This is a genomic window from Rhodospirillaceae bacterium, assembly GCA_002728255.1.
Taxonomy (GTDB): Bacteria; Pseudomonadota; Alphaproteobacteria; order UBA7887; family UBA7887.
Genome location: PBWV01000001.1, coordinates 13,938 through 34,067, shown reverse-complemented (window position 1 = coordinate 34,067; position 20,130 = coordinate 13,938). Strand labels below are relative to the sequence as shown.

15 protein-coding genes are annotated in these 20,130 nt (G+C 46.0%); 14 read left to right on the top strand and 1 reads right to left on the bottom strand.

All coding sequences use genetic code 11. The features are described from left to right. The first annotated feature begins 19 nt into the window (after positions 1-19). The 14 genes from CMM32_00145 to CMM32_00080 all read left to right on the top strand — a co-directional run bounded on the left by CMM32_00145 (position 20) and on the right by CMM32_00080 (position 19,018). A complete protein-coding gene (locus CMM32_00145) occupies positions 20-733 on the top strand; it encodes an acylneuraminate cytidylyltransferase (GenBank protein ID MBT05317.1) in 714 nt (237 codons plus the stop codon). 151 nt (positions 734-884) lie between these two features. Continuing rightward, positions 885-2,471 carry a hypothetical protein gene (locus CMM32_00140; GenBank protein MBT05316.1) on the top strand — a complete coding sequence of 529 codons (1,587 nt, stop codon included), beginning with the start codon at positions 885-887 and terminating at the stop codon, positions 2,469-2,471. Position 2,472: 1 nt separating this feature from the next. Then, positions 2,473-4,059, top strand: coding sequence for a hypothetical protein (locus CMM32_00135; protein MBT05315.1), 1,587 nt, complete (start codon positions 2,473-2,475; stop codon positions 4,057-4,059). Positions 4,060-4,088: 29 nt separating this feature from the next. Continuing rightward, entirely contained in the window at positions 4,089-5,147 is a 1,059-nt protein-coding gene (locus CMM32_00130; protein ID MBT05314.1) for a hypothetical protein, read from the top strand. Between the two features lie 6 nt (positions 5,148-5,153). Next, positions 5,154-6,956, top strand: coding sequence for a hypothetical protein (locus CMM32_00125; protein ID MBT05313.1), 1,803 nt, complete (start codon positions 5,154-5,156; stop codon positions 6,954-6,956). Between the two features lie 3 nt (positions 6,957-6,959). Next, entirely contained in the window at positions 6,960-7,736 is a 777-nt protein-coding gene (locus CMM32_00120) for a hypothetical protein (GenBank protein MBT05312.1), read from the top strand. Beyond that, positions 7,664-9,565, top strand: a complete 1,902-nt coding sequence (locus CMM32_00115; GenBank protein ID MBT05311.1) for a hypothetical protein — start codon at positions 7,664-7,666, stop codon at positions 9,563-9,565. The genes CMM32_00120 and CMM32_00115 overlap by 73 nt, the downstream gene beginning before the upstream one ends. 6 nt (positions 9,566-9,571) lie before the next feature. Next, positions 9,572-11,419 (top strand): asparagine synthase (glutamine-hydrolyzing), encoded by a 1,848-nt coding sequence (asnB, locus tag CMM32_00110; GenBank protein MBT05310.1) that lies wholly within the window; start codon positions 9,572-9,574, stop codon positions 11,417-11,419. Then, on the top strand, positions 11,412-12,521 hold the full coding sequence (locus CMM32_00105) for a hypothetical protein (protein MBT05309.1): 1,110 nt from the start codon (positions 11,412-11,414) through the stop codon (positions 12,519-12,521). The genes asnB (CMM32_00110) and CMM32_00105 overlap by 8 nt, the downstream gene beginning before the upstream one ends. Further along, on the top strand, positions 12,511-13,734 hold the full coding sequence (locus CMM32_00100) for a hypothetical protein (GenBank protein ID MBT05308.1): 1,224 nt from the start codon (positions 12,511-12,513) through the stop codon (positions 13,732-13,734). The genes CMM32_00105 and CMM32_00100 overlap by 11 nt, the downstream gene beginning before the upstream one ends. Beyond that, on the top strand, positions 13,735-14,895 hold the full coding sequence (locus CMM32_00095) for a hypothetical protein (GenBank protein MBT05307.1): 1,161 nt from the start codon (positions 13,735-13,737) through the stop codon (positions 14,893-14,895). 19 nt (positions 14,896-14,914) lie between these two features. After that, positions 14,915-16,873: an asparagine synthase (glutamine-hydrolyzing) gene (gene asnB / locus CMM32_00090; GenBank protein MBT05306.1), complete on the top strand. Its 1,959-nt coding sequence runs from the start codon at positions 14,915-14,917 to the stop codon at positions 16,871-16,873. 14 nt (positions 16,874-16,887) lie between these two features. Continuing rightward, entirely contained in the window at positions 16,888-18,159 is a 1,272-nt protein-coding gene (locus tag CMM32_00085; GenBank protein MBT05305.1) for a hypothetical protein, read from the top strand. Next, complete coding sequence (locus CMM32_00080; GenBank protein ID MBT05304.1) at positions 18,146-19,018, top strand: hypothetical protein; 873 nt, start codon at positions 18,146-18,148, stop codon at positions 19,016-19,018. Before CMM32_00085 ends, CMM32_00080 begins: the two co-directional genes overlap by 14 nt. A 73-nt stretch (positions 19,019-19,091) precedes the next feature. On the opposite strand, the gene CMM32_00075 is transcribed toward CMM32_00080, so the two are convergent. Next, positions 19,092-20,039 (bottom strand): 3-oxoacyl-ACP synthase, encoded by a 948-nt coding sequence (locus CMM32_00075; GenBank protein ID MBT05303.1) that lies wholly within the window; start codon positions 20,037-20,039, stop codon positions 19,092-19,094. Positions 20,040-20,130: the final 91 nt, after the last annotated feature.

The window sequence follows — 20,130 nt, the reverse complement described above, 5'->3', positions numbered from 1 at the left end:
TTTTCCCAAATAAGGTGTTATGAAAATGGCTGAAAATATCGCTATAATTCTTGCCAGAGGCGGATCCCAAGGTATTCCTGGAAAAAATATAGCCACGTTCTGCGGGAAACCACTGGTTGCGTGGACCATTGAACACTCTCTTGACGCACAACATATCGACAGCGTTTGGGTGAGTTCCGACGATACCAATATCCTTAACGTTGCTAAGGAGTATGGTGCGGAGGTAATTCCACGCCCTTCCCACATATCTGGTGATACAGCTTCATCGGAAAGTGGTTGGTTACATGCCCTCAAATATATTCAAGAAACAGGCCGCTCGGTAAAGTTAATTGTAGGACCACAATGCACGTCTCCCGTCCGAAGCAGCGTGGACTTTGATGGAGCTATTCAACACTTCATTGAGCAAAACTTAGACTCGTTGTTCTCAGCAAGCTTGGTTACCGATTTCAACATCTGGAAGCCGTCCGCTGACGGCCAACTTTCTAGTTATACCTATGATTACAAAAACCGTGGCCGGCGACAAGAAAAGCCGGACCAATTCCTAGAAAACGGTTCTTTTTGGATCTTCACACCGGACTGCATCCAAAGCCACAATAACCGCCTAGGTGGTAAAATAGGCATATGGGAAATGGAACTCTGGAAAAGTTTTCAAATTGATGAACCCTCCGATTTAACTTTTTGCGAAGCCTTAATGAACTCTTTCCTTCTCAACGAAGGGTGCTCCACAAAATAAAAACTCACTCTTAATTAACACTATCAGATTACATAATCGTTATTCTGCCAAACACTCGGGGGAAATCATTAAACCGGATAAACCTCAAACGCTGGGACCTACACTTATAGGAGGTGCCGGAAGATCTGGGAAGACCTTACTTGCTGATGCTTTGTTTAATAGTCGAGGCCCAGTATTTGGGTTTCCGCTAGAGGCCGTCTTTCATGTATATGACAAACGCGTGTTTCTATTTTTCGAACAGCAGCTACACAAAATAGTTGAAGAGTACATCAACCGCCCTCGGTATATAGATGGTTCCCGCAGTGCAATAAAAACTCCGGCCGAATTTATCAATAGTCATGGCCGTCAGCTGCTTAACGACGTCCCAAAAACAATAGACAACCAAGTGTCGCTTTTAAGCTGGATATTACAACAAATAGCACTTTCACATGATAAGCGTACCTGGGCAGCCTTTGATCTTCATCCCGAATTTCGCTACACATTATATCGTTCAAAGATTCCTAATTTAAGATTAGCTGTAATGCAAAGGCAGCCAGAATCAGCTGTTGCCGCAGCCATGTACTGGCGAACTTGGCCACAGCCTCCCAGCGATCGACATACACGTTTCCGCAATATATTAGGCCTCTTAGCTCTTTCGCAGCAAGTGTCCCGCAATTTATCTCGAACAAATCCCAATGATGTAATCACGATGTCACTTGATTTACTTTGTGAGAAAAATGATCAAGAATTACGCAACGCCGCTAATTTTTTTCAAAGTGATAAAATAGATTTTTATTCAAACTTTGACTTTACTCCACACTTCCGATTTGAGAAGTCTCGAGGTTTCTACACCCCAGGTGGCACTTGGGAGCACCTATTAACCAAAAGTGAACTGGAGACAATTCGCTCAACCACACTGGGAAACCATACAGGAATATACCTCAAATCTATAATCGCAGTTGGGTGGCGAAGACCAATTGCAGCCCGCAAATTATCGGAGTTTTACCTTTACCCGAAGCAGAGCTTAATCAGACAATTAAACGCTGTAAAACAATGCTGGACCGACACTAGGCACGGCCTGCGGCTGAAACGCCAGGCCACTTTCCCATCTACTAACTCCTTGTCCCAGCATTTTTTTGTTGTTTCAGGGGCGCATGGCGTTGGCAAAAGTACCTCCCTAGGTATAGCACTCAATATACTTCAGGAAGAGGGGATCCCCGCCACGGGCTTTCACCATCGTCTCGACAAGATGCGCAACAACCCTGAGAGGATACGACCATATAACAGCAAGGGCGTTCTCCGTACCTGTTGGCATCTTTTACCAAGCGCAGTCCGATATCTCCTCCGTGCACTTATAGATGAATATACTTATGCTACATCGATTTTTTCTAAGCTTTTTGATATCTCCGAATCGGGACAAATAGCGCTTGCCGATCGTTATATATATGATCGTTTGACCGACCTAAAAATCCGCAAGCGCCCCTGGTACCATATTTGCGCCGTAGCAATATTTTGCCGATTGACACCACAGCCCGCCATGAGCTTCATACTCATTGACACACCCAAAAACATATACGATCGTAAACAAGAATTGGAGGAAAATGAAATAAATCGCTACCAAACACTACTACTTGAAACTACAAAAAAGAATAATGCATTCCTTAAAGTAATTCACATTGATCAAAGGGATGCTCACTCTGTCGCTAAGGAAATTGCGCTTAACATAAAAATATTTTTGCGCTGCAAGAAACCAGATTGAAATGGATAAAGTTTCGTCCTCAACCCCACTTGATATAGCTAGCTTAGGAGACGGAACTGCGGCCCTAAATGAGTTATCGTGGCATACCAACTACCACGACTATAGCGCCATATCTAATGCCATTACTACTCGCGTTCTTCAGGCCATTCTTCAGTTTCAGAAGAGTACTCTTCCCCGCATCCTGGGAGATGCAAAAGCCTACGATATAATAACCGACCTTGCTTTCATTTGCAGACTTGGGTTAGACCTTAATAACAACCCAACACCGCGCTATAGCCCAAGGGAAAGTCCTTTATTAGCCTTCCTAGATACGGGTAACACCCTAAACAATCTTTCTAGGATTCGGGTCTGGCACCACCCGCCTGATAGTACAATTTGGCCACGGATAAAGAAAACAGCCAAACGATGGATTACACATGGACAAGCAATTGCTGTGGCTAAGCACGACGATATTCTTAATCGGAATTACCTGCTTAGCGACTATCTCACATTGCACCCGGGTCGCCAAGTTGACTGGCCGGCCAACCTATTTAGTTGGAGAGAGCCTAGCCAAGGCAGAACAAAGTTTAATGATCTTACTATCTGTCTGACAGAGACTTTTAATTCTTTAGTATCCGAAAACCTGCCCGTGAAAGCGTTATTACTGAAGCGGCTGAAACAATTGGGGAATCTTTTAATACACTATCACTTAGGGAAAGCAGGGCTAGATTATACAATTATCAGTAGATCCACCCGCCGAAGGGCACTAGGACTCCGATTGCTCAGTGGCACACCAAAGCACCTTGGTCGTCTTACGTCATTTTTGTACCAGCAGGATGCCCGTCCAGTCATTCGCTTCGCACACGGCGGCGAACGGGCTTTTTTTGTTGATAATGAGTGGGCTGTGGCCGAGCTAGTAAATTGCGACAAGTACTATACCCATAGCACAGGAGAAGCCCACGCTATAAAAAAACGAATTGCAAATCGGGAGATCGCTGGATCCCCACAAGCAAATACAATAAAATTTCTTTCTAATGGATCAAGTCGACACCGACATATTTATGAAAATGGCCAAAAACGACGGCACGGTTCAAAAACAAGACAGGCATTATATGTGGCTGGCGGCTATCTGGGAGAGGCGTTGGCGGACTTCGCAAGTCGAAAGCCACCCGATGTTTTGTACCTAGACTGGCAAGTCTCACTTCTCAAGGAGTTGCGGTCACTTGGCTATCGCATAACCACCAAACTCCACCCCAGAGGGATAATGCCCAATAGATCGCTCTTGGAGCCCTATTCTGATAGGGTAATAACCGGGTTTTTTGACCCGCTCGACCACGAGGTAGATTTTCTAATCTTCGATTTCGCTGGCAGCGCCTTCTTCGATGCCCTCGCTTCCCACCACAATATTATTCTTGCCGACACAACCATTCGCGCCTTTGATAAAACAACCAAACCGGATTTACTAAAAAGGTGCAAAATCGTAAGCGCCTCTCAAGATGATCGGGGAAGATTTAGGGTTTCCCGTGATGATTTGGGCAATGCAATTGAATCTACATCAGATAACACGGGCTGTCCGCCCGATTTTTATAAGAACTACATAGCCCAATAGGTAATCACGTGCGCCAAGTTTCTCTGATAATGCAAAACCAACGACAACGCCTCCGCTCTCGCATAGCTAAAGTTGCCGCTAGTTTTTTACCAGTTTTCGCTCTCCGCCGTTTAATGGAACACACATTTATTAACTTTGGCGTCGAAACCACAAACTTGTGCAACGCTAATTGTTCTTTCTGCGGATATCGCTACATGCAACGTCCAAAACTCGAGATGAGTTGGAACCTATACAAGAAGGCCGTAGATGATTTTGTTGATAGTGGTGGCGGAAATCTGAATTTTACCCCAACAGTAGGAGACCCCCTCGTAGACCGGGACTTAGTGAAAAAGATACAGTATGCCCGCTCACAAGCCCGAATTGGTGATATCTTCCTCTACACCAATGCTATTCTAATTCAAAAATTTGGCTGTGAAACATTACTGAAATCCGGCCTGAGTCGCTTGGCTATATCAACATTCATAGGAAGTCGGGAGGGGTACTTAAAGTATTATGGGAATGATAAATACGAGAGAGTTGTACAAAACATCCTTGATATATCTCAGGCTAACTTAAAACTGGAGAGTCCCGTTAGAATAACTCTTCACCTAAGAGTAGAAGGAAGCCGCAAACTATGGCAAGGCACAAAAACATACAAAAAAATTGCTAAGCTAATTGGCGAAGAAAACATTGATTATCTTGATATTTATGACGCATGGGGAGGCCTCATAAAGAAAGATGACGTTCCTGAAGGAACATTCCTGGACGAGCCCTTGCCGCTGAAGGAAAAAATTGTGTCTCCATGCTTCGAGCTTTATCGGCGTCTTCATGTCCTCGCCGATGGGAACGTTGGCGCCTGTGTCTGTGTAGACCTAGAGAGCGAAATAAAAGTGGGCAACCTTAATACTCACACCCTTCAAGATATATGGCGCGGTCCTGCACTTAGACGATACAGGACAGAATGGCGCGCCGGAAAATTACCGAAGGTGTGCCAAACATGCACCAGATATGAAGGGGTAGATACATTTATAAAAAAGAACCGAAAAAGGGTGGTCATAGATTTTATGAGAAGGCAATTTCCCAAATTGTTAGACCAACTAACTAGGTAAACCCAATTGGCCTTAGAAACGAACTCTAACTCTATTTTCTTTAGTTATATGGGGCTATTCATAAGGTTTGCTCAATGGCGATTAGCTCTTTTAATATTTCTAATATTCATCGGAACGTTTATGGAGCTTTTGGGGGTAGTCACGTTGCTCCCACTTCTACAACTTTCCCTGGGTGAAGATCTCAATAACCCCATATCCCAAAAAGTCTTGGCCACAATCTCTAATCTCGGATTTAGCACTTCTTTTGCAAGCCTAGCGTTGATAATCTCGGCGATTTTTATCTTTAAGGCGTTAGTTTCTTTTGCCCAAAATTATTGGACCATTCGTACCATCGCCTTGGTTCGCCACTCTCTCCAAAGTTCTCTTGCTCGGGGATTAGAGCAGGCCCGATATGAATTTTATTTGGAACAAAAGACTGGATATCTGGCTAATTTAATGACGGTAGAAAGCGCCCGTTTTGCGGCCTCGCTCCGGATCTTCAGCCGCATTATTGTTTCCCTAGTTTATTCCCTTATATACATACCAACCATCATCGTACTAGAAATGGAAATTTCTCTTATAATTGTTGTGGTTGGACTGCTCGCCTTCCTTGTAGCGCGACCATTAATTCGCCATACCAAGGCTTTGTCCATGGATGTGTCCGATAAAACAGCCTCGCTGTCCTCCGAGATGGTACAATTTGTGGAGTCATTCGATTACCTGAAGGCAACCGCGAATTCTCGTAGGGTCAGACAACATGTGCTTAAGCGCGTCAATGACCTTGCAGATCGTCAAATCCGAATGGGTCGACGAACAGCTGCTTTAGGTGCCATTAAGGAGCCGCTGGCTGTGCTCTCTTTGCTAGGATACATATTCTACAATGTAGAAATGCTTAGTAGCTCCATGGCGAGCACGGTAGTGATAGCACTAATAATGTATCGAGTTCTTAGCCATGTCCTTACTCTTCCTCTTGCCATACAACGGCTCCACCAATTAATTGGAGGCGTCCATTATATATCTAATTTTTCCCGAGAAATATGGAAGGCCCACGAATGCAACGGAAGTATAGTTATAGACTCGTTAAATGACGATATCATTTTTCAGAATGTAAGCCTGCACAGGAAAAAACATCATATTCTTAAGGGCATCAATCTTACCATTCCGTATCATAAATCTGTTGCTATCGTTGGAGAATCTGGTGCTGGAAAAACTACGATCTTTCGTTTGTTGACCCGCCTAATAGTCCCTGATGAGGGGTCGATTACAATCGGCGAGCACAACTTCTCGGATTTAAATAACGAGGCATTCCGCAGTCGCCTCGGTTATGTGACGCAAGACCCTATGATTCTTAATGACACTATTGCGACTAACCTGACCCTCCGGTTAGGGCCTAACCAAAAAGAGAACAATATAGAAAAAATGAAGGAGGCTGCCCGTGCCGCTCACTGCCACGACTTTATCGAGGCGCTTCCCCAAAAATACATGACCCAAGTAGGTGAGCGTGGCGCTTCTCTCTCAGGGGGTGAACGACAACGCATTGCCATTGCAAGAGAACTGTACAAGGATCCCGATATTCTAATTTTTGACGAAGCCACCAATGCCCTTGATGCAGAAACCGATAAAATCGTGCAAGCATCCATAGAAAAACTTCATGGAAAGAGAACGATCGTTGTCATCGCCCATCGCTTGTCTTCTGTTGCCAAGTGTGACCATATCTACGTTATGGCAGCTGGCAGAATACTGGAAAGTGGTTCTTTTAAGAACCTTTACGAAAATAGGGGGTCGTTCTTTAGAAAAATGTGGGATCACCAAGTTGCTGATACGAAATAAGTAATGACTCCTATGAAACGAAATCTTGCCAACTTTGACCTCACTAATGCCATGGAATCCCTATACACCACTGGCCAATATTTTGTTAGAGTGCGGCCTGAAACGTCACAGGGCCTGACAACTGACTATTGGGGTGAATCCACAGATCCCGATGGCATTCAGCGAAATAGGTTGAATGAGAAAAACCAGTATTTGGAAAATCTGAAAACTGAACTACATTTTATTTCCTGTCTAAAACCAGGTAGGCTGCTGGATATTGGTTGTGGTCCTGGCTGGCTTCTATCATGTGTTGATAACCACTGGTCCAAGTATGGCGTTGAACCATCTGCCCAAGCCTCAACAGAGGCTTCTCCGCATGGAATTATATATAAGGGGGTTTTTGAGACGGTTGACTATGACGATAGTTTTTTCGATCTTGTAATCGCCTACCATGTTATCGAACACATGAAGGACCCCGTGACTACACTCAGGAAAATTCGCGACCTTTTAAGGCCAGGTGGAACAATAATTGTCGGAACCCCTGATTTTGATTCAGGTTGTGCGCGGCGTTTCGGAAACAACTACCGGTTACTAAATGATCCTACTCATATTAGTCTCTTCTCTAATGACTCTATGCATAGATGTCTGCGTGATTGTGGCTTCCAAATACTAAAAGTAGATTATCCTTTTTTCTCTACCAAGTGGTTCAATCGCACTAATTTATTAAGATGTTTCAATACAAACCGCATTTCGCCACCTGCTTATGGAAACTTTATGACCTTCTACTGCCGAAAACCCTAAAGGAGAGACCGACTATGTGGCCAGGTTTTACAAAGCAACTTTGTTTCCTCGCGCTCCCCTTCATAGGGGTTAGCCTCTCCGTAACAGGTTCCATGGCAGAAGAAGACCGAGCCAACATTTGGAAGGATGACTGGGCTGTGGCACAGGGTTTTTCATTGGAAATTGATTCAACAGGATATCGATTTCCATCAGATATAGAGTTTGTCCCTAACCCCGGAAACGAGCCGCTTTCGCCTCTATACTACGTCATAGAATTGAAGGGAGCTCTAAAAGTGGTAACCCGAAACCGGGAGGTATACACAGTCGCCGATAACTTTTTACCCGTCCCACTCAAAGAAGAATTTCAAACACTGGGAGCTGCAGGCCTTTGCTTGGATCCGCTCAATGGCTTCATTTTTATTTCCTTCGGCTATTTGGATAAAACCCAGGTGTTTCGAAACGGCCTAGTGAGATTCCAATCAAATCCTGGTACTTTCAGCTTGGAGGCAAAGGACCCCAAATTTCTTCTTGATATATTTGCGAATGAAAGAAGTGATACCAGCCACCAAATAGGCCCCTGTGTCATCGATGGCCATCAGCTCTTTGTGCCAGTTGGTTATGGAAAGGAACGCCACGAAAGCCAGAACCTAGCCTCTGCGCTAGGATCGGTATTGCGAATGGACTTAGACCTAGAACCATACGCTGACAATCCCTTTTTCGTTGATGATGGTCAGACAACATCTACGGACTTTATATGGTCCTACGGACACAGAAATATTTTTGGCCTTGTACTGGCTAAGAGCCGCCTATTTGCAACAGAAAACGGCGGATTTATAGATCGTTTTCTTGAAATCAACAGAGGTGAAAATTATTTGTGGGAGGGGAACGATTGGTCTTTTGCCGCAAGAGCTAACTATATATTTGGGCCAGCAGTGGGTTTAGTCCAACTGGATTTTCTAGAATCTGAGAGCAATATTTTCCCCGATCCGTACACAAACAAGTTCTTCATCGCCCTGGCCGGCACACCTGGTGCCCAAGGACCAAGCATGAGAGGACAAAGAACCGTCGTGGTGTTTGACTACGACTTTGACAATAATAGAGCCGCCACACCGCCTAAGCAGCTTTTAGCCTACCGCGGCAACGGTTACCAACTCCCTGTCTCCGTCCAGTTCGGGCCAGACGGCCTGTATTTGGTTGCGATGATGCCCCAAAATGATGGAACAACCCCCATCTTAAAGCTCTCTTACAACCCTTCCATCGGGCATCCCCATATAATTGAACAAGACACTCGGCCAACCGCCTTGCTCAGTCGTTATGGTTGCCGGGACTGCCATCAGATTTCCGGTATGGGGGGGAATTTTGGCCCTCCCTTAGACTCCGCCCTAATTGCTTCAATTGAAGCTCGGATAAATAATCAAAACTATGCCAAACAAGTGGCGCTCGTCGACACATTGGAAAGTGCTCCCTTTGTGGAAACCTACGATGCAAGACACAATGTACTTGCTTCTTCGGAAAAGGATCGTCTCCTAGTCTGGCTGACCCACTATCTTCAGGAACCGGCCTTTGATAATCCGCAATCGCAGATGCCGAACCTAGGTCTCACCCCACAACACGCGGCCGTCGTTGCAACCCACTTGATCCAAATCAACGAGCCAAAAAGCCAGCAAGAAAAAGCGATAAGTTCCCTTGATCGGCTTAGGTTTTTCATAGCGTATCTCCTTCCAGAATTGCGATATCGACATATTTTGGTAGCATTTGCAATGGGCACAGTCGCAACCATTATTTTCACCCTTAGTATTTGGATGCCATGGTCCCGCCGTTCCCATGGAAGGAAAAAGCAGAGTTCATAGCTTAATATGTGTGGGTTCGTAGTTTTATGCCAAAAGGAACGCCTTTTCTCCAGCCCACTGCTACGGAGGCTAGAAAAAGACATTCTACATAGGGGGCCAGACTCAGGAGGAATGATTGCCGAGCCCGGGATAGCCATGGTTTTTCGAAGGCTGGCTATACTGGACCCTGGATCCACCTCCGACCAACCCATGACCGATCCCACAGGCCGCTACTCCTTAGTATTCAATGGTGAGATCTATAATTTCAGAGAGCTCCGAAGGGAACTAGAGCAAAAAGGATACCTGTTCCAAACCGAGGGAGATACAGAAGTACTTCTTCATGGTTACGCTCATTGGAAAAAAAAGCTATTTCCCAAAGTTGAGGGAATGTTTTCACTTGTAATTTTTGATCGACACAGGTGCGAGGTGATAGCGGCACGTGATACCCTTGGAATAAAGCCTTTGTACATACTCAAAAGAGGTCATTTAATTGGTTTTGCCACAGAAATGCGTTCCTTCGCTGGGATCACTCCATTTGAGGTAGATACCAACGCCTTGCCTGAACTTCTAATTTTTCGCTATGCTTCAGGAACATTAAGTAACATCTCAGACATTGAGCTGCTTCCGGGAGGATATACATGCACTGCTAATATTAATGATGCCAGGACAAAGCCTGAACAATTTGACGACCCTTTGGAGCACCTGAACTCCGATAACTCCTTGAGCCAAGACGATGCGGTACAATTATCAAAGGAAACAGTATATGCCTCGGTTAAGGCTCACCTGGTCAGTGATGTAGGCTATGCCGTACAACTTTCGGGGGGTGTCGACTCTAGCCTTGTGACGGCGATAGCTGCAAAGGAAACTGCCGGAACACTTACATCATATGGCGTTCACATACCAGGATACCCACAGGACGAGCGACCCTATCGTCGCATTATCCAAAAACGCTTAAACCTAGAACATCATGAAGTAACACTGGACAATAACGATTTTGCCGATGCCCTGCCGCGGGCCATTAAACACATGGAGGGTCCAGTTCCACACTATGGCTGCGTAATGTTGATGCTATTGTGCGAAACCATTCGTAAAAAACACAAAGTGGTCCTAACGGGCGAGGGGGCCGATGAGCTATTTGGCGGATACAAACGATATGACATCTGGCGAAAACTAAAGAGGAACGGTCTATTTGCCGATCTAGTCCCCGGTTTTCTTTGGCCCATTCTTCAACGCTGGCGAGAAATCCAAAAGTTCTCAGGCAGAGATGCAGCGATTTTCGGAGCCGTTTATCATGATATTCTCGAATTAGAAGAACTTTTCCCACCCCTGATTCACAGAGGTGGCCAGCGTGAAGACACTGCCTCCCGATTTTTGGATTTCCGGGAAAGGATGTTTGCGGTTGATCAAACCTCATATTTATCATCGCTTTTGATGAGACAAGATAAAATGGCTATGGCGGCCTCCGTAGAGGCACGGGTGCCCTTCAGCCACGCCCCCCTGGCCAAGAAAATCAATCGAATACCAGTTCAACTTCGGGCCCCGGGTGGTGATACCAAACCCATACTCAAAAGGGTTGCAAAGCAATTTCTCCCATCGGAGATAGTGGATCGCCGCAAAGTCGGTCTTGCATTGCCACTTCGAAGTTGGCTTGAAAATGAGACCGGATTGGGTAGATATTTAGATCTACTAGTACAACCCGATAGCCAGCTTGCTTCGTATTCTGACCCCAAAAAAGTCCGCACCGCAGTGGACGACTTTCGAAACAAAAGGAACAAGAAACCCATACCGTTGGAACACCTAATAAACTTAGAGCTTTGGCTAAGGTCAGTAGCTGATATACGTAATGCCAATGCACCTCGGTTAGATGATGCATAAAATTCACATTCTCACTAAGGGCTTTCAGTCTCCTAACGGAATTGCATTCTTATTTCCATTCATTGTGTATCGAAAAGAACTCGCGGATTGCGGTATTCAAACTAAATTTTTCACGTCCATTGCACACCCGAAGCTATGCGATTGCGATGTGCTGTTTATAGAAAGTCGCAGCGTTAGCCATCGATGGGAAGTTGAGGGAGATCAGGCGGTCTTGATGGACTTATCAAGGCTAGCGGAGAGCGTGCCCTTAGTGTGGTTTGATATTTCGGACAGCAGTGGCTGGCTTCAGCCCCAAGTCCTGCCGTTTGTCCGCTGGTACTGCAAAGGCCAATTACTCAAAGATAAGTCCCTATACATGAAAAAATTATACGGGAATCGACTTTGGGCTGACTACTATCACCAGTCCTTTGGGGCAACTGATTCTACACCTGCTCGGAACCGAGTGCTGACCGATCCGAGTCGCCTTGGCCAGCTCAGATTATCATGGAATTCAGGCCTGGCGAACTACAGTATGTACGGCCCTCATATCATGGGATTAAGAAGGTTTATCCCGATCAACGCACTCTTTTGGCTACCCAAAAAATTCGTACCATCTAACTCCGAGAGGACCGTGGCCCTATCTTGCCGGATGGGAACCAAGTATGAACGGGAAACCGTTTCCTACCAGCGCAAGAAAATTCAAACACTCTTAAAAGATAGGCTCAGCACCAGGAAGCTGAGCCGGCGGGCTTACTACCAGGAAATGCGGGAAACACGATTGGTAATATCTCCATTTGGTTTCGGGGAGATCACACTCAAGGATTTTGAGGCTACCCTCTGTGGAGCCACCCTATTGAAACCAGATATGTCCCATATGGAGACCTGGCCTAACCTTTTTGTATATGGAAAAACAATTTTAACCCATTCCTGGGACCTATCAGATTTCATGGAGAAGCTGAGCATGGCCTATTCATGTCCCCATCAACTGAAAACGTTGGCTGAGTGTGCACAACAAACCTACCGGGAAGAGCTCGAAAAAAAAACAAGCGAGATAGGCTTCTGCAACCGTGTTGTTAGTATCGTCCACGACACAGTCTCAACTATCGAACCCGATGCAACGTAAAAAGCTCGTAATAGCACTTCCGACTTCAACCTTTTTACCTGCCATTGGGGGGGTAGAGATAGGTCTCCATAACATCGCTTCTGGACTACTGGCGCAGGGACATACCCCAATCGTTATTGCACCAGCAACCAACGTACGACAAATACAAGAAACTGGCCGCAGGTTAGCATACAAGCTCATCACGATGCCTCCAAAAACTATCTCTTTCACCCAAAACTTTCCAGAAACCGCCACTCTACTACTTGCAAGCTTTTTCAGAATTTTACAGTGGAAATATCGTTTTGATATCTGGCACGGCACGGTAGGATTCCCCATTGGCGTAGCTTTGGCACGCTTTGCTGAAAAGGATGTTCCTCATATTATCAGATGCGCAGGCGAAGACATCCAAGTTAACCATGACCTTGGATACGGCATGCGGCTCGACCCCCGTATCGACCAAATTATTAGAAAGTGGCTTCCGCGAGCTGATGCTCTGTCTGCTATTACGAAGTCAATGGCTCGAGAGTATGACGATATTAAAATAATAAGTGAAAAGGTATGGAACATCCCGAATGGGGTCGATCTACCCCGATTTCAACGCCCGTTTGACACTGTTTCTATTCGCAAAGAATTTGGAATAAACAACGATGCCTTTCTCTATCTCTCAGTAGGACGGCACCATCCAAAAAAGGGGTTTAGCGACCTAATATCGGCTGCCGCTTTGTTAAGGAAAAAGGCTAGTCGGCCGTTCCGTTTGGCTATTGCGGGTAAGCACACAGAAACTCTCAAGAGCCAGGTGGCAAAACAAGGCCTGACTGAACACGTTCATCTGCTTGGTGAAATTTCTGATCAAGACGCCGAAGGAAGTCCCTTTGAGGCACCAAGTAATAAATTAGTTGGACTGTACAAAAGTGCAGATGCGTTCGTCTTTCCATCGCATGTCGAATCCTTTGGAATAGCCATTATTGAGGCAATGGCGGCAAGCCTTCCGATAATCACTACAGATGGACCCGGCTGCCGGGACGTGATAGGCCAAGGAAAGTATGGAATAATGGTGCCCGTAAAGGACCATGAAGGGCTAGCGGAAGCAATGAACCAACTCTTGTCCCACAAGGATCTCAGGGAGAAATACATTAACATTTCAAGAGAACGGGCATTAGTGTTTGCGTGGCGGTCAATTGTAAATCAATACCTTGAGGCCTATCGTACAATAATTAGGCGGAAAGCATTGTAAGTGATGAAAAATGGGGACACCTCAAAGTTATTTGTGATTATTGGTTCGTTGGACATTGGGGGCACTGAAAATCATTTGCTTCGGGTCATGCCTAAATTACAAGGTAACGGCTTGGAGATTTCAATAATCGCTTTTCGGGCTCGGGGCGCTCTCGCTAATGAAATGGAACGCAAAAATGTGCCCGTACTGTCTCCTCCACCTACCAAATGGATTGCGCGCCAAAGGTTTATTAGACGCACCTTTATTGTCTTTTGGCTAGGATTCACCCTAGCCCGCGAACGCCCCAATATTGTCCATTTCTTTTTGCCCGAGGCCTACCTCCTTGGGGGGGTATGGTCTTTCTTTCTTGGAATTCCCTTTCGGATAATGAGCCGACGGAGCCTAAATTTTTATCAAAAAAAACACCCTTTAGGCGCTTGGATTGAACGCTATTTACATAAAACTATGGACGTGCTGGTCGGGAACAGCAAGGCCATTATACGAGACTTAGAGAAGGAAAGCGCCAACTCAAAAGCCCGGATACAACTAATATACAATGGCATCGACCCCAATGAATTTGTTGAAAAACTAAAACCTGATGAAGTGCGACGAGAACTCAACATTCCAGCTCAGGCACTTGTATTTATTACTGTGGCCAATTTCATTCCCTATAAGGGGCACAAGGATCTTCTCAAGGCACTAGCAAAGGTTAAGGGTAAACTGCCAGACCCTTGGCGATTAATTTGTGTCGGCCGAAACGATGGTATTCTCAACAACCTAGAACAGAGCGCAAGTCACCTCGGAATAAGTCAAAATGTGATTTGGCTTAGTTCACGCAGGGACATCTACGACTTGATGAAAGCATCAGATATTGGCATATCAAGTTCTCACGAAGAGGGTTTGTCTAATTCAGTGCTGGAAGGAATGGCTTTGGGGATTCCTATGATAGTGACTGATGTCGGCGGAAATACCGAGTTGATCACCGACCAGGAAACCGGGCTAGTTGTTCCCGCAAGAAGCCCTAGCCTACTAGGCGAGGCCTGTGAGTATCTCGCCCAAAATGCCGAGCTGAGAAATTCTATGAAACAAGCAGGAAAGAGGCGGGCGTTATCAAAATTTTCCATGGAGGTATGCGTTAGCTCCTATTTTCGATTGTACAATTCCTTGACCACTCCAGGGTAAACTTGGTGCAGGCCTGAATATGTGTGGAATAGCTGGCAGTTTCAGACTAATGGATCATGGCTCATCTTCTGATGCTATAGCAGAATTACGTAGCGCCGTAAGAGCGCTAACCCATCGCGGTCCTGACGACTCTGGGGAATGGTCGGACCAGCGAGCCGGCATATCTCTAGGTCACCGAAGGCTTTCAGTTGTAGACCTCTCACATCGAGGCCATCAACCAATGATTTCGAGGGACGGCCGGTTCGTGTTAAGCTACAATGGTGAGGTATACAATGCGCCCTCACTAAAAGGCTCGCTCTCTCAGATGGGGATAACATTCAAGAGTCGGTCGGATACGGAGGTTTTGGTTGAAGCCATCAGCAACTGGGGATTGCGCAAAACCCTTACGGCATTAAATGGTATGTTTGCTCTAGCTGTCTGGGACCGGAAAGATAGATGCCTTCATTTAGCTCGGGATCGCTTTGGCCAAAAGCCAATATATTATGCTTGGGCTGGAAAGTCGCTCGTGTTCGGCTCGGAATTGGCCGCTATAAAGGAATTCAGAAATTTCCCCGCGAATATAAACAGAGATGCTATTTCATTATTGTTGCGACACAGTAGCGTGCCTGCACCACATACAATTTACTTAGACTGCTGGAAGTTAGTCCCCGGTGCTATCCTAAGTGTTGATTACGAAACACTCCGCAGCCACTCTGTCCCTCAACCGAAGTTCTATTGGTCTGCAAAGGAATGTGCAGAACAAAATCTTGGCAATCCCCTCAAAACAAACGATCCAGAACTTTCGAAACAACTAGATGCGGTGTTGCAAGGGGCTGTCGCCGACTGCATGCTATCTGATGCACCCCTTGGAGCTTTTCTATCGGGCGGCATAGATTCTTCAACAATTGTAGCCCTAATGCAGAAATGCAGCTCACGCCCTGTTAAAACTTTCTCTATTGGTTTCTCCGAGGCGTCGTACAATGAGGCTGATGCTGCTGCATCCATTGCACAACACCTGGGAACCGAGCATACGGAACTCTACGTCACGCCCAGTGAAGCTCAAGCAGTGATCCCAAAGTTACCTACTATGTACAGTGAGCCTTTTGCCGATTCTTCACAAATTCCAACCTATATAGTATCAAATCTTGCGAGAGAAAAAGTTACGGTCGCCCTATCGGGAGATGGCGGAGACGAACTTTTCGGTGGTTATAATCGTTATGTTTGGTCGCGCAATATGGGAAAAATAATAGGAAACACACCACTACGGCTACGCCAAAACATCTCAAAAGCTATTTGCTCGATCCCATCACAGAGATGGGATACCTTCTTTACAAGAGTTTCCCCATTTATACCTCAGTCACTACGTCAAGCACAGTATGGTGAAAAAATTCATAAGTTGGCCGGGATTATGAATGCTAAGGATAAAGAAGACATCTACTGGAAGTTAATTTCCCAGTGGCAGAACCCCCATAACGCGCTTCTCAAGAGCACAGAACCTGCCACCCTTTTAAGTGAAAGACACAACTGGTCTTCCATTAGTAACTTCCAACACCAAATGATGTTAATGGATACAGTTACATACCTACCGGACGATATTCTGGTAAAACTAGACAGGGCTAGTATGTCGGTAGGCCTCGAGGCACGCGTACCTTTCCTTGACCATCGGGTATTCGAATTTTCTTGGCGCTTGCCCATAGAGACAAAGATTTATAAGAACTCAGGGAAGAGAATATTAAAACAAGTTTTAGCTAAGTATATTCCCAGGCACCTCTTCGAACGACCAAAAATGGGGTTCGGTGTCCCGATTGGAGACTGGCTAAGAAGAGATCTCCGATCTTGGGCAGAGGATTTATTATCAGAACATGACCTAAAACGGGGTGGTTTTTTCGAGGCTGGTACTGTCCGTCGTCTTTGGCTAGACCACCTGAAAGAGAACAGAAATCACCAACATCGTCTGTGGCCCGTGCTAATGTTTCAGGCGTGGCTCCATGCTCAGTAACGGGACATCGTGCCATGCAGGTTAAATATCCAAGCTGGGCACCCTCCGAGGGCGGTGTGCTTTGTGGACTTGCCATAATAACCCCAATCACAGCAGCTCTCGCGCCTCTCTTAATCGGGGTCCCTGGAATAGCCGCTGCCACAATAATCTTATTGCAAAGGTTTCTACACAGAACGCGCCTTTTGCCGACCCCATCCCACCCGTTTGCATTGACGGCGTTAGGCTTAGCACTATGGGGCTGCGCATCAGCTCTCTGGTCAGTAAATGAGACACAAAGCCTCCTGGCAGCACTGCGCATCTTAGCAATTAGCTGTGTACTTATTGTGCTACTTAGTGCCGCATTGAATATTGAACCTGAGGACAGCCATAACGTTGGCAAGTTTCTCGCATTTGGTATGCTTTTAGGTGTACTGGTCACGCTACTCCGAACGGGCGCAATTACGGCTATCACCATTTGGATTAACCAGGAGGAGATGGCGGCCCATAAGCTAACTGCCTTAAATAGGACTGCCAGTATCCTCGCTATTTTAGTATGGCCCTCTGTTTTTTGCCTAACCAAGAGTTTTGGGTTACTGGTGGCTGCAGCCTTCCTAGGAATAACCTTCGTCGCAATCCTTCTACTCGGCCCCACGGCTCCCTCTCTTGCCTTAGCACTTGGAGCTTGTGGATTTTTTGTCGCCTGGCTCAAACTCCGCGTGGCAACCACATTAGTGTGTGCGTCTTTCGTTGCCTCCATTGCAGTGATCCCGTTCTTTCCCCAGCTCTCTCCTTGGGCCACCCAGTTTCTAATAGCCAACGTCACTGACAATACAGCCGAGATCCACCGATTTGTTATATGGCAGTTTGCCGCGGACCACGTGTTGCAACGCCCATTTCTCGGGTGGGGCCTAGATACAGCTCGCATCTTTCCAGGTGGTGACACAGAGCTCTTTGTCAACACAACTACCGAGGGAGTGGCTGTTACCGCGCCAGCTATACCACTGCACACTCATAACGCGGCCCTACAAATTTGGCTGGAGTTAGGCGCAGTTGGCTTACTGTTATGGGGCACCTTATTCTTGTTAACCATTCGTAACCTAAGAGCAAACACCAGACTTTATGCAGCCGCCACTATAGGAACCTTAAGTTCCGCACTGGTGGTTGCCCACCTTTGTTTTGGCATCTGGCAGGGATGGTGGCTAGCGACCCTGGGTATGACTGCTATGTTTATGATTGCAATTAGAAAACATGATATACCGCCGCCTTCTAGCACAACGAATTTAGGTATGAATCATGAAACAGCCTGATGTCCTTTTTATGGGCTATTCTAAGGCAGGCTCTACATTCCTTCAGAAATTTTTTCAAACCCATCCGCAAGTTTTTATAGATCGAATTGCAGCTCGCCACCTATTTTCGCCAAGTCGAGTAACCTTCTCAGAGAAAGAACGAAGGCAAGCCGGACAAGCCAAGTTGTATATTTCCATGCAAGAGCGTCTCTGTGAATCTGTAATATATAAGAAGCCCGAGTTATGGCCTCAACTCAAATGGGAAAGTGTTCCATGGAATGATTTGAGTAAAGCTATCGACATAGCTCCAAGAAAAATCGCCTCTGCGTGGCGCACCCGCTTTCCAAACAGCAAGGTTCTAATGGTAGTCAGAGATCAGGTTACATGGTTAAGTTCAGCATACAGCTATTACCTTGATCACTTGCAACCGGGACACCGCTCTTTCATAGACTTTTGCTCCACATCAAAAGGAAAAGTGTTATTACGAGCCGGCCACTATGACCTCACGATACAAGCTTACATTGATGAATTTGGCCCTGAAAATGTTAAAGTATTAAGTTTCACTCAACTCTCAGAAAATAGAACTGACTTTCTCAGAGAACTCTGTGAATTTTTCGACCTCAGTCCAATGCCTTTTACTGCCCCTCCACAAAACTCTGGACGCTCAAAAACGGCAGCCAAGATATTAAAACACTTACCAAGATGGGCCCCGGACACTCCGAGCCTAAGAAAATTAGGCAAACAGCTCGTGCCCCTTCTGGGTTCCAAGAGCAAATATACGCTGTCATCCGAGGAGAAGAGGTTTGTCCAAAGTTTTTACGATCTCAGCAACCTTAGAATGATGCAGCTTTTAAGCGGAGCAAAGAGCTTCAAACTGTAAGGTCAGTAGAATGAAAATCGTTCTGCTCCACACAATACCTAAACCACGTTGCCGTGCTCTCCTGAAGCCCTGTTCACGTGCGCAAAATGCAGCCTGCCAAAGAATACCCAACTCCAAAGCCCATCAGAACCACCGTCATGCCCGAACGGAGCACGTCGGCACCCAGGGCCTCCTTCATTGCAACGGGTATAGTAGCAGAAACTGTATTTCCTACTTCCCTATAGTTTCTAAAGATTTTTTCCTCGTCCAAGGCTAACTTGGATCCAATGCGATCTAATACAACCTTACTCGCCTGATGAAAAATAAATAAATCAACTTCCTCTACCGACAAAGATGATCTGTTCAGCAGTTCGTGGACATACTTAGGAACTGCTTCCATGGTGAAATCTAAGACTTTAGGCCCATTCATATGAAGAACCTGGCGTCCCAATCCGTCATTATCGGATTTATGGAGAAGGGTTAAGTTAGGCGCACCACTACCATCCGTAGCGAATACAAACGGGCCAATATCACCCTCACCATCATTAACCACTAGAGCCGCGCTTGCGCCATCACTAAATATGGGACGGCACGTTCTGTCGTGAGGGGAAATATACTTGCTATAGGCCTCCGCACAGACAACCAAACAACTATCAATAGCTTGGCTTTTGATAAGCCCACTAGCTACTGACAAACCATACACAAAACCAGAACAACCTTGGTTAAGATCAAAGGCTAAACATGCCTCCTCTAACCCTAAAGTCTCGTGGAGAAGACACGCTGTAGTTGGTATTGTCGATTCAGGCGACTGGGTAACATAAATCAAGCCACCCACCTTACGTTTTCCAGTTCGCTGAAATAGGCGGTTGCACGCGCCTTCGGCTAACTGCAAAGGTGTTTCGTTAGATGCCAAAAGATGTCGGCGCTCAACGCCCGTTTTGGCAAATAAGCGGTCGATTTGCCACTCGGGATTATCGTCAGATAAGTCGGAAAGACCCTCCACTCTTGAGCCAAGCTGAAATTCTATAGCTTCGATCCGCATTTTCTCTACCTAAAGTACCTAAGCCCTTACCAGGCTCTTAAAATTCTGTTATGACATTAAACATCCATCCAGCTGGCGTCAAAAATAATGA

What these genes read in the sequence shown, in the direction of transcription:
- CMM32_00145 (MBT05317.1), top strand. Translation starts at nt 20, where the DNA reads ATGAAAATGGCTGAAAATATCGCTATAATTCTTGCCAGAGGCGGATCC.
- CMM32_00135 (MBT05315.1), top strand. Translation starts at nt 2,473, where the DNA reads ATGGATAAAGTTTCGTCCTCAACCCCACTTGATATAGCTAGCTTAGGA.
- CMM32_00130 (MBT05314.1), top strand. Translation starts at nt 4,089, where the DNA reads ATGCAAAACCAACGACAACGCCTCCGCTCTCGCATAGCTAAAGTTGCC.
- CMM32_00120 (MBT05312.1), top strand. Translation starts at nt 6,960, where the DNA reads ATGACTCCTATGAAACGAAATCTTGCCAACTTTGACCTCACTAATGCC.
- CMM32_00115 (MBT05311.1), top strand. Translation starts at nt 7,664, where the DNA reads ATGTTTCAATACAAACCGCATTTCGCCACCTGCTTATGGAAACTTTAT.
- asnB (MBT05310.1), top strand. Translation starts at nt 9,572, where the DNA reads ATGTGTGGGTTCGTAGTTTTATGCCAAAAGGAACGCCTTTTCTCCAGC.
- CMM32_00105 (MBT05309.1), top strand. Translation starts at nt 11,412, where the DNA reads ATGCATAAAATTCACATTCTCACTAAGGGCTTTCAGTCTCCTAACGGA.
- CMM32_00100 (MBT05308.1), top strand. Translation starts at nt 12,511, where the DNA reads ATGCAACGTAAAAAGCTCGTAATAGCACTTCCGACTTCAACCTTTTTA.
- asnB (MBT05306.1), top strand. Translation starts at nt 14,915, where the DNA reads ATGTGTGGAATAGCTGGCAGTTTCAGACTAATGGATCATGGCTCATCT.
- CMM32_00085 (MBT05305.1), top strand. Translation starts at nt 16,888, where the DNA reads ATGCAGGTTAAATATCCAAGCTGGGCACCCTCCGAGGGCGGTGTGCTT.
- CMM32_00080 (MBT05304.1), top strand. Translation starts at nt 18,146, where the DNA reads ATGAAACAGCCTGATGTCCTTTTTATGGGCTATTCTAAGGCAGGCTCT.
- CMM32_00075 (MBT05303.1), bottom strand. Translation starts at nt 20,039, where the DNA reads ATGCGGATCGAAGCTATAGAATTTCAGCTTGGCTCAAGAGTGGAGGGT.